The organism is Sphingobium sp. TomTYG73 (genome assembly GCF_055394245.1).
The window spans coordinates 308,393-321,085 of the sequence record NZ_AP027339.1 but is presented as its reverse complement, the minus strand read 5'-3'; the positions used below and the strand labels follow the sequence as shown (position 1 = coordinate 321,085).

General features: G+C 60.8%; 15 protein-coding genes. 8 read left to right on the top strand and 7 right to left on the bottom strand.

Features of this window, described 5'->3' with window-relative positions; all coding sequences use genetic code 11:
• Positions 1 to 32 precede the first annotated feature (32 nt).
• The 6 genes from ACZ5TH_RS01745 to ACZ5TH_RS01720 form a co-directional block, all read right to left on the bottom strand.
• Positions 33 to 518 (bottom strand): DUF1993 family protein, encoded by a 486-nt coding sequence (locus ACZ5TH_RS01745; protein WP_464794376.1) that lies wholly within the window; start codon positions 516 to 518, stop codon positions 33 to 35.
• Positions 519 to 701: 183 nt separating this feature from the next.
• Entirely contained in the window at positions 702 to 1,250 is a 549-nt protein-coding gene (locus ACZ5TH_RS01740; RefSeq protein WP_449471430.1) for a hypothetical protein, read from the bottom strand.
• A gap of 508 nt (positions 1,251 to 1,758) precedes the next feature.
• A complete protein-coding gene (locus tag ACZ5TH_RS01735) occupies positions 1,759 to 2,124 on the bottom strand; it encodes a winged helix-turn-helix domain-containing protein (RefSeq protein ID WP_464794375.1) in 366 nt (121 codons plus the stop codon).
• A gap of 43 nt (positions 2,125 to 2,167) precedes the next feature.
• Positions 2,168 to 2,416 (bottom strand): hypothetical protein, encoded by a 249-nt coding sequence (locus ACZ5TH_RS01730; protein WP_196225513.1) that lies wholly within the window; start codon positions 2,414 to 2,416, stop codon positions 2,168 to 2,170.
• Between the two features lie 107 nt (positions 2,417 to 2,523).
• Positions 2,524 to 2,757: a hypothetical protein gene (locus tag ACZ5TH_RS01725; protein ID WP_449471427.1), complete on the bottom strand. Its 234-nt coding sequence runs from the start codon at positions 2,755 to 2,757 to the stop codon at positions 2,524 to 2,526.
• Between the two features lie 212 nt (positions 2,758 to 2,969).
• Positions 2,970 to 3,335: a UrcA family protein gene (locus ACZ5TH_RS01720; protein WP_460987616.1), complete on the bottom strand. Its 366-nt coding sequence runs from the start codon at positions 3,333 to 3,335 to the stop codon at positions 2,970 to 2,972.
• A gap of 480 nt (positions 3,336 to 3,815) precedes the next feature.
• Between ACZ5TH_RS01720 and uvrA the strand changes: the two genes are divergently transcribed.
• The 8 genes from uvrA (at position 3,816) to ACZ5TH_RS01680 (ending at position 11,629) form a co-directional block, all read left to right on the top strand.
• Positions 3,816 to 6,752, top strand: a complete 2,937-nt coding sequence (uvrA, locus tag ACZ5TH_RS01715) for an excinuclease ABC subunit UvrA (protein WP_464794374.1) — start codon at positions 3,816 to 3,818, stop codon at positions 6,750 to 6,752.
• Positions 6,753 to 6,876: 124 nt separating this feature from the next.
• Complete coding sequence (locus ACZ5TH_RS01710; protein ID WP_464794373.1) at positions 6,877 to 8,136, top strand: AAA family ATPase; 1,260 nt, start codon at positions 6,877 to 6,879, stop codon at positions 8,134 to 8,136.
• Positions 8,133 to 8,804 carry a hypothetical protein gene (locus ACZ5TH_RS01705; protein ID WP_464794372.1) on the top strand — a complete coding sequence of 224 codons (672 nt, stop codon included), beginning with the start codon at positions 8,133 to 8,135 and terminating at the stop codon, positions 8,802 to 8,804. The genes ACZ5TH_RS01710 and ACZ5TH_RS01705 overlap by 4 nt, the downstream gene beginning before the upstream one ends.
• A gap of 116 nt (positions 8,805 to 8,920) precedes the next feature.
• Entirely contained in the window at positions 8,921 to 9,907 is a 987-nt protein-coding gene (locus ACZ5TH_RS01700; protein ID WP_464794371.1) for a hypothetical protein, read from the top strand.
• Between the two features lie 179 nt (positions 9,908 to 10,086).
• Complete coding sequence (locus tag ACZ5TH_RS01695) at positions 10,087 to 10,299, top strand: cold-shock protein (protein ID WP_449471421.1); 213 nt, start codon at positions 10,087 to 10,089, stop codon at positions 10,297 to 10,299.
• Positions 10,300 to 10,363: 64 nt separating this feature from the next.
• Positions 10,364 to 10,573 (top strand): hypothetical protein, encoded by a 210-nt coding sequence (locus ACZ5TH_RS01690; protein WP_449471420.1) that lies wholly within the window; start codon positions 10,364 to 10,366, stop codon positions 10,571 to 10,573.
• 259 nt (positions 10,574 to 10,832) lie between these two features.
• Positions 10,833 to 11,072 carry a hypothetical protein gene (locus tag ACZ5TH_RS01685; RefSeq protein ID WP_464794370.1) on the top strand — a complete coding sequence of 80 codons (240 nt, stop codon included), beginning with the start codon at positions 10,833 to 10,835 and terminating at the stop codon, positions 11,070 to 11,072.
• Positions 11,073 to 11,290: 218 nt separating this feature from the next.
• The gene (locus ACZ5TH_RS01680) at positions 11,291 to 11,629 is read left to right on the top strand and encodes a glycine zipper 2TM domain-containing protein (protein WP_464794369.1); all 339 of its coding nucleotides are present in this window, start codon (positions 11,291 to 11,293) and stop codon (positions 11,627 to 11,629) included.
• Between the two features lie 62 nt (positions 11,630 to 11,691).
• Here the strand turns inward: ACZ5TH_RS01680 and ACZ5TH_RS01675 are convergent, their stop codons facing one another.
• The gene (locus ACZ5TH_RS01675; protein WP_464791772.1) at positions 11,692 to 12,621 is read right to left on the bottom strand and encodes an electron transfer flavoprotein subunit alpha/FixB family protein; all 930 of its coding nucleotides are present in this window, start codon (positions 12,619 to 12,621) and stop codon (positions 11,692 to 11,694) included.
• Positions 12,622 to 12,693: the final 72 nt, after the last annotated feature.

Below are 12,693 nucleotides of genomic sequence, written 5' to 3'. Positions count from 1 at the left end.
AGTCGGCTGAACCGCCAGAGGAACCGCTTCTGCTACGCGGGCAAAGCTTTATGGCGCTCCATATGCGGCAGAAAATCCATCTTGCCGATGTCCAATCCCGCGTTGCGCAGCAATGCATATGCCATTGTTACGTGAAAGTAGAAGTTCGGCATGATCCAGTCGCGAATATCCTCCTCCGACGACATAAGGAAGCGGATGCCATTGGGCAATGTGAGATCGACGACTGTGTCGGCGTCTGCCCAACCAGCGGGGACTGCTCGATCGTTTAGCGATCGAACCATCGCAATGCGTTCGGCAACCTCCGCGAGTGATTTATACGATACAACTTCGAGTGGGACGCTCTGCCGGGCGACTTGATTCAGTGCCAGCAATACTTGGTTCAGAGCCACGCGAAACTGCATCTCCAGCGGAAACATGTCGTCGGTCAGTCTCTCCGCGAGCACATCATCCGTCATCCCAGAATCGATAGCTTTCCCGACAAGGTGATCGAGGCTGCCGAGCATGTTGTCGAAGGTCATCCGGGCGGACAGAGCGTAGGACATCGCAGACCCTCAAAAAAAGCCGGTGCAAAGCTATGGCATTCGCCTCTGCGGTCAAGCGGCGATCGAAGCATAACATTTCAAAGGTGCGGCAATCCTCACGGCCGCCACCGCCTCGCTTCAATTATATCGCCCCTCCCCCGGAGGAACGCCAGCAAAAGCTCAATTCGCCTTGCTCATATCCACCTTCTCCACCCACTCCGGATAGAAGGTCGGCTCCCGGTTAGACCACCCCACCGCCGTCGCCGCCGCCTCGCTGATCGACTGCAACAGCGCCCGCCGCTTCTCAGGATGCAGATGCGGCAAGCTCGCCGCCGCGCAGAACGCGCCCGGCAACCACGGCCTGGCCCCCGCCCCCAACAGCCGTTCATACAAAAACCGGTAGGCCGAAAAGCTGCTCAGCCTGTCCTGCCCCAAATCGAAAGCCGAAATCGTCACCAAAGGCGCCATGAACGGCTCCATCTGGTCCAGCCCGCTGTCGTCGGGCACCCGCGCCTTGATCTCATCCAGCCGCCCGTAAATGCGGGCCTGCGCGCGGATGCTCGCTTCCTCCACCATGTCGCGCGACCATAGCTTCATGGCGTCGCGGCGGTGGAGGCCGATGTCCAGCGACCGGCGGATATAGCGCTGCGTGGCAGACGGGAAACTGGCGAATTCGCGCAATTCAGCCAGGGTGATTGCCCCGTCAGCCGGTCTTGCATTGGTGCCCATGCTCTTGCCCTCCGACTTCAAGTCGATCAGCAGAACATGCGCCCAACATGGTTACTGTAAGCTTAAGCGCCGGTTCTGCCGACAACTACAGGGAATCACTTTTCCTTGTGCGTCGCAACATGTAATTTTTGTGAAAGCGATAAAAGGAGGCAGCAAAGCCCGCTTACCAAAGAGCATCTGGTCCTCAAGCAACGGCAAGCCGCAAACCCTCCCTCTGCGCCTTCTGCGTTCTCCGCGCGAAAATATATCACGCGGAACGGCAGCGATACGGAAGCACAATCAGAAGGCGAAGCGAGCGCCCCAGACTTAACCTCTATCCAGCTCCCAAGCCTCGCCTCAAGGACAAAGCTGACGCCTGACCCCTCCGCGCCTCCGCGTGAACCAAAATAGGGCGCGGCCACCAGCCACGCCCCAAAACGCAAAACCCTAAGCAACATCCCGTTGAGAACCCGCGAAACCACGCCACATCCGGCATCCTACGCGATGCCCAAGTGCCGACGCATCCTCCTCACCCGTCCGCCTGAACCGGCAACGGCTCGCCCCGCAACTCGCCTGCAAGGTCGGGCCAATGCGACCGCCCCGCCGCACTCGCGGCCGCCTTCTGCAACCCGCGATATTGGGCAAGCACGCCAAGCCCCAGCTCCGTTAGCACCGCGCCCTCACTCGACGTCGCCACCAGCGGCGCAGACCAGCATCGGTTCATCACATCCACCAGCATCCAGCAGCGCCGATAGCTCATCTTCAGCTTCCGCCCAGCCGCCGAGATCGACCCCTCGCTGGCGATCGCGTCCAGCAGGTCGGCCTTGCCCGGCCCCATGGCGATCTGGTCGCCACAATAAAGCTGTATCTTGATCTTCAGTGCAGGGCCGCTCATCCGCCCATTATGGCATGGGCAGGCCGCCCCGCCAATCGCTGCGTCAGGCTCGCCGCTCCAACACAGCGCCAATCATGCTGCGCCACACCGCGACATCCCCCGCCTGCGCCATCTGCTCATCAGGCTCCCGCAGCGTGTGCAGGATAGCATAAGCATCATCCAGATAGTTTTGCCAGCTCGCATCCACCGCGCCCGCCGCATGGGGATCATCGCCCTCGCCATTCAGGCTCAGCTGGCGTCCGGCCAGCACCCGGGCAATGCGTTCGATCGCGGGAGTAGCGGAAGTCGGCATCAATAAGGCTCCTCTCACCTTGCAGCGTCGTGCGCTTGGCGAACCGCCCGGCCACCGCCGATCCGGTTCGCCTCGCCCATGGATCATATCACCAATATCGCCGCCGTCTATCGCCCAGCCTTCTCATCCTCGTCTTCTTCTTCGTGAAATCCTGACGAAGGAACCGGGTCGCCATGGTCGCCCGGCTTGGTGGCCGACGGCGGATCGGACGCATCCATACTGTCCATCAACCCTTCCTCTAGCTGCTCCTCGGGGGTGACGGCATGGTCCTGCGCATCCGTGGGACGCTCATCATGCGCTTCTTCACGGCTGTTGGGACGAATATCGGTCTTGTCGCTCATCTTGCTCTCCTCGGCGCAGCGGCCTTCGCGCGCCACGCAGGATCAACGGCCAGTCCCGATGGCCGGTTCCCAGAGCATCCTCCAGCGCTCAATGTCCCCCCTCCCGCAAGCGTTCAAACGAGGCACGTGACTCGTTTGAAGGGTTAGGGGGTGGGCCAGCGCAACGCCAGCGATGAAGAGCCGATTACCCCTCCCCCCTCAAAAGCAAATCCTCAATTCCCCGCGCCAGGCACCTTATCCTTGCCCACCTCGGCAAAGCGGCTCGCATCCTGACCCTGCGCCTTGGCGATCGCGATGGCGACGGGCTCACGGACATGATCCACCGCCGCGATCTGGCAGGACCGCAAATCCTGCATGGTCCGGCCCGGACACACCTTCACCGCAGCACGGCGGATGCGGGCATTCAATTCCTGCTGACCCGACTTCTTGGAAAGGTCCAGATCGTCATAGCGCACGTCGATCGTACGACCGTTGGATTCAAACGGAATAACGCTCGCCTGCGCCGCCGCGCCCATCAGCACGGTGGCAGACAGAGCCGCCAGCATGGCGCCGCCGGTGCGATTGATAAAAAATGTCATGATGGTCCCCCTTCGATTGAACTGCTTGGGACTCGTCGCTCTTCAGGCAACCTCGTCCGCGATAAAGCCGCGAAGACTGGGACCCGTCAGTCCTTCCGGCAGGGCGCAGATTTAAACAGGCCAGCGGCCTCTGTCGATTCCAAAAAGCCTTGTTGTCGTAGCGTAAAACACCACTCGTCGAAAATGGCCGAACAAGAAAACGCCCCCGGCGCAAGGGACGGCCGGGGGCGTATCCGGGATGCTGTCGGGCTATCCGGGATCTCTCATATCTACAGAAGTCGAGACGCCACCGCCGCAGCTTTCCCGTCGCGGCCCTTATACACCTGATCGGTTAATATCGCTCTACCTTTCGGTGACCCGCCGCCTGCTCGCGCTGGAAAGCATGGGCCGCTTGCGAGCCGCCGCCTGCTATCCCATATCCGCGCCCATAGCCCGGCAACGGCCTTGCTCCCAAAGAACAAATCTGGAACAACACGCCCCATGAGTCTGACCACAATTTCCGTACGCGGCGCGCGTGAGCACAACCTCAAGGGTGTGGACGTCGATCTCCCCCGCGACAGCCTGATCGTCATCACCGGCCTGTCGGGGTCGGGCAAGTCCTCCCTCGCCTTCGACACCATCTATGCCGAGGGTCAGCGCCGCTATGTGGAGAGCCTCTCCGCCTACGCCCGCCAGTTCCTTGAGATGATGCAGAAGCCCGATGTCGAGCATATCGACGGCCTCTCCCCCGCCATCTCGATCGAACAGAAGACGACCAGCCGCAACCCGCGCTCCACCGTCGCCACCGTCACCGAAATCTACGACTATATGCGCCTCCTCTGGGCGCGCGTCGGCGTCCCCTACTCCCCCGCGACCGGCGAACCCATCAGCGCCCAGACCGTCAGCCAGATGGTCGACCGCGTGATGCAATTGCCGGAGGGCACCCGCTTCTACCTCCTCGCCCCCGTCGTGCGCGGCCGCAAAGGCGAGTATAAGAAGGAGCTGATGGAGTGGCAGAAGGCCGGCTACACCCGCGTCCGCATCGACGGCGAAATGTACCTGATCGAAGACGCCCCCGCCCTCGACAAGAAATACAAGCATGACATCGAAGTGGTGGTGGACCGCCTCGCCGTAGACGCCGAAATGTCCACCCGCCTCGCCGACAGCTTCGAACAAGCCCTAAAGCTCGCGGATGGCCTCGCCTATGTGGATTTGGCTGACGGCACCCTTAACTCCCTCTCCCCTTCAGGGGAGAGGGCCGGGGAGAGGGGAGCAACACCCGGAAAAATGAAAAACGCAGGCATCCCGGACAACCGCATAGTCTTCAGCGAAAAATTCGCCTGCCCCGTCAGCGGCTTCACCATCCCCGATATCGAACCCCGCCTCTTCTCCTTCAACGCCCCCCAAGGCGCATGCCCCGCCTGCGACGGCCTCGGAGAACGCCAAGAGTTCGACCCCGAACTCGTCGTCCCCAACGAAGCCCTAACCCTCAAAAAGGGCGCCATAGTCCCCTGGGCCAAGTCCAACCCGCCCAGCCCCTACTACATGCAAGTCCTGGGCAGCCTCGCGAAAGAATTCGGCTTCAACCTCGAAACCCCGTGGCAAGACCTACCCCCCGAGGTCAAAATCATCATCCTCCACGGCACCGCAGGCAAACCCGTCACGCTAAAGTTCGTCGATGGCAAAAAATCCTACGAGGTCAAGAAACCCTTCGAAGGCGTCATCGGCAACTTGAACCGCCGCCTCCTCCAGACCGACTCCGCCTGGATGCGCGAGGAACTCAGCAAATACCAAACCGCCATGCCGTGCGAGACCTGCCACGGCGCCCGCCTCAAACCCGAAGCCCGCGCCGTCAAGATCGCGGGCGAGGACATCTCCATGTCCACCCGCCGCTCGGTGGTGGACGCGCTCGGCTTCTTCTCCACCCTCCCCGCGCACCTCACCGACCAGCAGAACCAGATCGCCAAGGCCATCCTCAAGGAAATTGTCGAGCGCCTCGGCTTCCTCAACAATGTCGGCCTCGACTATCTGAACCTCGACCGCACCAGCGGCACCCTGTCGGGCGGCGAGTCCCAGCGCATCCGCCTCGCGTCCCAGATCGGCAGCGGCCTCTCGGGCGTCCTCTACGTCCTCGACGAACCCAGCATCGGCCTGCACCAGCGCGATAATGACCGCCTGCTCGTCACCTTGAAGCGCCTGCGCGACCTCGGCAACACCGTCATCGTCGTGGAGCATGACGAGGACGCGATCCGCATGGCCGACTATATCGTCGACATGGGACCGGGCGCGGGCGTGCACGGCGGCACCATCGTCGCGCAGGGCACCCTCAACGAACTGCTCGCCCACCGCGACAGCCTGACCGCCGACTATCTCAACGGCACCCGCCGCATCGAAGTCCCCACAAAGCGCCGCAAGGGCAATGGCAAGAAGCTCACCGTCCACAACGCCCGCGCCAACAACCTGCAAAACGTCACCGCGTCGATCCCCCTAGGCACCTTCACCTGCATCACCGGCGTCTCCGGCTCGGGCAAGTCCAGCTTCACCATCGACACCCTCTACGCCGCGTCCGCCCGCACCCTGAACGGCGCGCGCATCGTCGCTGGCCCGCATGACAAAGTCACCGGCCTTGAACATTGCGACAAGGTGATCGACATCGACCAGTCGCCCATCGGCCGCACCCCCCGCTCCAACCCGGCGACCTACACGGGAGCCTTCACCAACATCCGCGACTGGTTCGCGGGCCTCCCCGAAGCACAGGCGCGCGGCTACAAGCCCGGCCGCTTCAGCTTCAATGTGAAGGGCGGCCGCTGCGAAGCCTGCACCGGCGACGGCCTGCTCAAGATAGAGATGCACTTCCTCCCCGACGTCTATGTCACCTGCGACGTCTGCCACGGCGCCCGCTACAATCGCGAGACGCTGGAGGTGAAGTTCAAGGGCCACAGCATCGCCGACGTGCTCGACATGACCGTCGAGGACGCGGTGGAATTCTTCAAGGCCGTCCCGCCGATCCGCGACAAGATGGCCATGCTCGCCGAAGTCGGCCTCGGCTACATAAAGGTCGGCCAGCAGGCCACCACCCTCTCCGGCGGCGAAGCCCAGCGCGTCAAGCTCGCCAAGGAACTCTCCCGCAGAGCCACCGGCCAGACCCTCTACATATTGGACGAGCCCACCACCGGCCTCCACTTCGAAGACGTCCGCAAACTCCTCGAAGTCCTCCACGCCCTGGTCGAACAGGGCAACAGCGTGGTCGTGATCGAGCACAACCTGGACGTCATCAAGACCGCCGACTGGATCATCGACATGGGTCCGGAAGGCGGCGTCAAGGGCGGCGAAGTCGTAGCCGAAGGAACGCCCGAGAAGGTCGCGAAGAACGCCCGGAGCTTTACCGGGCGCTATCTCGCGCCATTGTTGGGGATGGAGGCCGTGGCGGCGGAGTGAATTTCGTCGTTACGACTGTGTTTTTTCGCTTATTGTGCACGGCAAACGAAATGTTTAGGACACTCCTCCATGATTGAAGCTGCTCGGCCTCGTGCGCCGTCAAAAAAGGTCCTACGCATAGCGCATGCTTAAATCTTTAAAAATCATTGGCTTCAAATCAGTGCGCTCCGCCGAGTTAAACTTCGGCAGGGCGAATATTTTTATAGGCGCAAATGGTGCTGGGAAGTCGAATGTCCTGGAAGCTCTCGGCATTCTGTCATCGGCTCTATCTAGAGGGTTAGATCCCTCTGTTCTGGCAGAGCGTGGAGTTCGCCTATCGTTACCGCGCCTTTTCAAATCAGCTTTCAGAGGCAAGGTTCTCTCACCGCATCTCAGGCTGGAAGCTCAATTTGAGCACGGGCATTATGAGTGCTCAATCAGAGCTGGCATTTCAAGTAGAAGATTAGAATTTCACTCCGAAACGTTATTCGATGGTACCAAGAAAGTGTTCGGACGTGGGCCTAACGGCACCAAGGTTAACTCTCGTTTCATCGACATCGAAAACGGTGAGCTATCGCGTGTTTCGCCCGTTCGAAGTATATGGGACACCGTTTCCCCTTTCGCTAAAATATCGGAAGGCTTGCGTTCCGAACTAGAAGAATTTTCTCGGTTTGCGATATTTGCTCCACAAACTGCGGTAATGCGGGGACTTGCTACAGAGGGCCGCATTATCCAACCTCTTGGCCTCGCTGGTTCGGGGATCGCTTCCGCATTTAGAGATGTGCTGAAAGATCGAATGAGGTCGAACCGCGAGATGCGGAAGCAATATAACGAAATTATAGCTCTCATACTAAGTCCCGGCTGGCTCAACCAAGTGAAAGTCGGGGGGTACGATCCTTCAGTCGTACCATCAGAGGTTGTTAGCGATGGGATGCTGCTATATTTCCAAGATAGATTCATGACGGAGAAGAGAAATCTGCTCAGCGCGTATGATGCTAGCGAAGGTACGCTTTATCTTGCGTTCGTGGCGACCCTGCTCCTTCATCAAGATGCACCCCGAGTTTTTGCGCTTGATAATGTTGACGGCACATTAAATCCGGACCTTGTGCGACAACTCACTGATACAGTTGTGAAGGTTAGTTCGCAGGGATCAGGCATCGGAAACCTTACGCACCAGAGCTTTATGACTTCTCATCATCCTTCGTCTGTGGACAGTTTTGACATCTTTGATGACAATCACAAAGTATATACGACTCGCCGCAACCTAGAGAATGAAGGCTCCACGGAATTTATTCCTATTGTTCCACCCAAAGGAATAAATAAAGCGCAGTGGATTGAGGAAAGTAGAGGCAAGAATCTTTCCCAACTTTGGCTTGAGCATAAGATTCCCGGAGCTTTGAAATGAAGTTTGGGGTAGTATGCGAAGGTTCAAATGACTTCCTTGCACTACAAGAAATTATAGGGAAAATAGCAGCCGGACGCGGTATCGAGATAACTGCGTTCGATGCCATTCAACCTCAAGTAGATGCGACGTCGGCTAAGCAAATCGGCGGTGGGGGATGGCATCGGGTAAAGGTTTGGCTCGAAGACAACTCTTCTGCCGAGTTGAAGAAAGTTCTGACGCCGCAGCTTTTTTCTAGATCGCAGACGTATGACGTACTAGTGATCCACCTTGACGGTGACGTTGTCTGGCTTTCTGATGCATTTAACACTCAGGAGAGAGCAGCCTGCTTCCAACGACCTGACAATGTCGTAGCGCTTGTCGAAAAGTTCATCGAGAACACGCTTAGTCCGCCCGACGATTTGGACGATCATATTTTGTATGCGGTTCCAGTGATGCATACGGAGTCATGGCTCGTTGCCGCAAGTTTATCCAAGCCCTCGCGAAGAAATTTAGAGCACGCCAAGATAAAGAAAACAGCGCAGAGGTATTTGAGCAGAAAATATGGGCTGCCCTTGAGGGAGGCGTCGCTGCACGCCGCTTCAAAGGTGGCAGAGAATTTGGCCACCTTAAAATCTTCATTTCATAGCCTTGATCATTTTGCGAGCAAGGTCTCTTCTATAGTTGGTTAGGCGCGCTGGCGGGGCCAGGCGCCCGTGCGGCACCGCCGTTCCCATTTTGTTCTGTCCTACAGCCCCCAACCTGTTATACCGTCCCGGCAAACCCTCCCATAAAAAGGAGCTTTGCCATGTCCTACCACTTCCCCTCCCTCCCCACCCCCGCGCAGCAAAGCCGCGTCGACGGCTGGAGCCCCGCGCGGCAGCGGCATTTCCTTGAAACCCTCGCCGCCACCGGCGTCATCACCACGGCCTGCGACGCCGTCCACATCTCGCCCCGCGCCGCCTATGCCTTGCGCATCCGCCGCGACGGCGCGGCCTTTCGCCTCGGCTGGGACGCGGCCATCCTCATCGCCCGCGCGCGCCTAGCCGATGATCTGCTCGCCCGCGCCCTCAACGGCCATGAGGAAGTGATCCGCAAAGACGCCGACGCAGGCGAAATCACCCGCCACCGCCACGACAACCGCCTCGCCATGTCGATGCTCTCCCGCCTCGACCGCATGGCCGACAACCCGCCGGAGGGCTCCGACGCCGCCCTCGCCCGCGTCGTCGCGCAGGATTTCGCCGCCTATCTCGACATGCTCTGCCCGCAGGAACAAGCGCCAGAGGAAGCCGCACCCGCCCAAGCCCCAACAGCGGAAAACGAAGCCACCCTGCCCGACGCAGACCCATCCGATCCCACCCTCCCCGCCAGCATCGAAGCCACCGCCACCGCCCTCTCCCCCGGAGCCTCCGCCGCGCTCTTCATCGCCGCCCGCATGGCGCTGCACGAAGGCAAAAAGGCCGACACCGACCCCTTCCATGAACGGTGTGAACTTCGCCCCCCGCTGGTCGATCGCGCCACCCTTCCGCCCGACGAAGCCGCCGCCCGCCTGCGCGGCGCATGGTGGGATGAGGAGCGCGAAGCCTGGCGCACCGACTATCCCGCCCCGCCCGGCTTTAACGGCGAAGAGAGCGGCGACATCTACGACATAGACGCCTATGAGCGCGACCTGACCCCACAGGAAAGCGAAGCCTTGGCCGCGCTAGAGGAAGCCCAGCGCCGCCCCTACGAAGCCGCCGCCGCATTGGCGCGGGACGCATTTTTCGGCTTCGCGGCGCTGGAAAAGGCGGGGTGATGACGGCCTCATTTGGGCGGCCGATTTGCTATTTCTGCCCCCGTCCCCTATATAGGGCAGGCTACAGTCGCAAATCGACGGTCTTTCGGCGCTTTGCGGCACCAAACTTCCTTCTTTCCCTGCCCCTCTAGCGACCGGTCCGTCCACGCTGGACAGACCGTACGAACGAAGGAACTACCATGAGCATCACCGGAACCGTCAAATTCTTCAACGCCGACAAGGGCTATGGCTTCATCGCCCCTGACGACGGCACCCCCGACGCGTTCGTCCACATCACCGCTGTCGAGCGCGCTGGCCTGGCCACGCTGCGCGAAAAGGACCGCGTGACCTATGATCTGGAACAGGATCGTCGCGGCAAGATGGCGGCCGTAAATCTTCAGCACGCTGAATAAGCCATGCTGACCGTCCGGGCGCCGTTTCCATGGCGCCCGGGCACTATCTGACAAAGGAGCGCATATGACGCACCCCGACTATCGCGCCCTCGCCGCCCAGGCTCGCAACGAAGCCCAGGCCGCCACCCTCACCAACGTCCGCGACCGCTGCCTCCGTTCGGAAGCGACCTTCCTCGCCATGGCCGAACGCCAGGACCTCGCCGACCGCAACCGCGCCCGCCGCGAAGCTGCCTCAGCCGCCGCGCTCGCACAAAGCAGCGCCGTCAACGCCTGACGCATTGCTGGCCGGGAATGCCCGGTCATGCCCCCCGCCGAGGCGATCGATCGACCAGGCAGGGAAATGCGCACCGAGAAAAAGCGCGCCGCTTCCTGCGGCTCTGCGCTGTAACGACACCTCCCCGACGGCCCGCCGCTCCGGCACATCGCCACAGCCGCTCATCTTGTCGAATACTCCAAAGCGTCCGGAACCCGACGCCTCCTGACCGGTTATCTCCGCGACCCTGACAGGAACACCCGGTAAGGAGCTAGACGCAATGATCCGCACTCTGATTTTCGGCGCCATCGCAGGTTATGTCGGCAAGAAACTGTACGACGAAGGCAAGCTGACCGAGTTCAAGGAAGACCTCGTCACCCGCTACAACAAGGCTCGCGACGACATCTCGAACCGCACGGGCAACTCCGCCAGCAGTACCTTGGGCGGCAGCAACATGTCCCCGGCGATCACGCCCACACAACCGCGCCATACGGCGCCGGGTTCAACCCTCGCCAGCTGACACGCGGCTGACACTTTAAAAATACTCATTCCGGCGGCTTATCCCTCTGGCCGCTGGCCACCGCCCGCCCGGCCCGCGTTTCCCCCCTTTCGCGGCGCCGTGGCGGGTGGACTATTTCCGCCTCTCCCTCTCTAAAAAGCCGTTCCGCTCACGCAACTTACCCGGATTTGAAGGGTTGTTACGCAGCCGGGGGCCAAAGAAAGATAGGAGAGTGACTGATGCGCACCCCGATAATCGCCGCCGCGTTGCTGGCCCTGCCGCTGGCGGCCTGCACCACGGATCGCTACGCCGACCGCTATGGCTACAATCACCACGCAGGAAGCTATTCCGGCCGAGTGATTACCGACGATGACTATATCTACCGCGACAATGACGGCCGCTATTATTGCAAGCGCAACGACGGCACCACTGGCACGATAGTCGGCGCGATCGCGGGCGGCGTGCTGGGCAACATCATCGCCCCCGGCGGCTCAAAGACGCTCGGCACCATCCTCGGCGCAGGCGGCGGCGCAATCGCCGGCAACGCGATCGATCGCAGCAGCGTCCGCTGCGAATAAGAAAAAAGGGCGCGACCCCCGGCCGCGCCCTCTTCACTACCCTTACGGGATAAGGAAGTTACTTACAGCTTGCCAGTAAGCTCCGGCACAACCTTGAACAGGTCGCCCACCAGGCCGATGTCCGCGACCTGGAAGATCGGCGCATCCTCATCCTTGTTGATGGCGATGATGGTCTTGCTGTCCTTCATCCCCGCCAGATGCTGGATCGCGCCGGAGATACCGACGGCGATATAGACTTCCGGCGCCACGATCTTACCGGTCTGCCCGACCTGATAGTCATTGGGCACATAGCCAGCGTCAACAGCCGCACGCGAAGCACCAACCGCCGCGCCCAGCTTGTCGGCCAGCGGATAGATAACCTCTTCAAAGGTCGGACCATCCTTCAGCGCACGGCCACCCGACACGATGATCTTGGCCGAAGTCAGTTCCGGACGCTCCTGCTTGGCGATTTCGGCACCAACGAAGCTCGACAGCCCCTTGTCGCCCGTCGAAGCCACGGCCTCCACCGCGCCCGAACCACCCTCGCGAGCCGCCTTCTCAAAAGCGGTGCCACGAACGGTGATGACCTTCTTCGCATCCTTCGACTTGACGGTCGCGATCGCATTGCCCGCGTAGATGGGCCGCGTGAACGTGTCTTCGCTCTCGACCGACAGGATGTCGCTGATCTGCATCACGTCCAGCAGAGCCGCGACGCGCGGCGCGATATTCTTGCCGTTGCTGGTGGCGGGCGCGACGAAGGCGTCATGGCTGCCCATCAGCTCGACGACCAGCGGCGCGACATTCTCTGCCAACGCATGACCGAAAGCCGCGTCATCGGCGACATGGACCTTGCCCACGCCCGCGATCTTCGCGGCAGCTTCACCAACGCCGCCAACGCCAGCGCCAGCGACCAGCAGATGCACTTCACCCAGCTTCGCAGCAGCGGTGACGGCGGAAAGGGTCGCGTCCTTGACGGCGCCGCCCTCATGTTCAACCCATACCAGAGTCTTCATAATCTCGATCCTCTATCCCCGTTCGCCCTGAGCCTGTCGAAGGGCCTTTCTTCTCTTCAAAGAAGGAAGCAG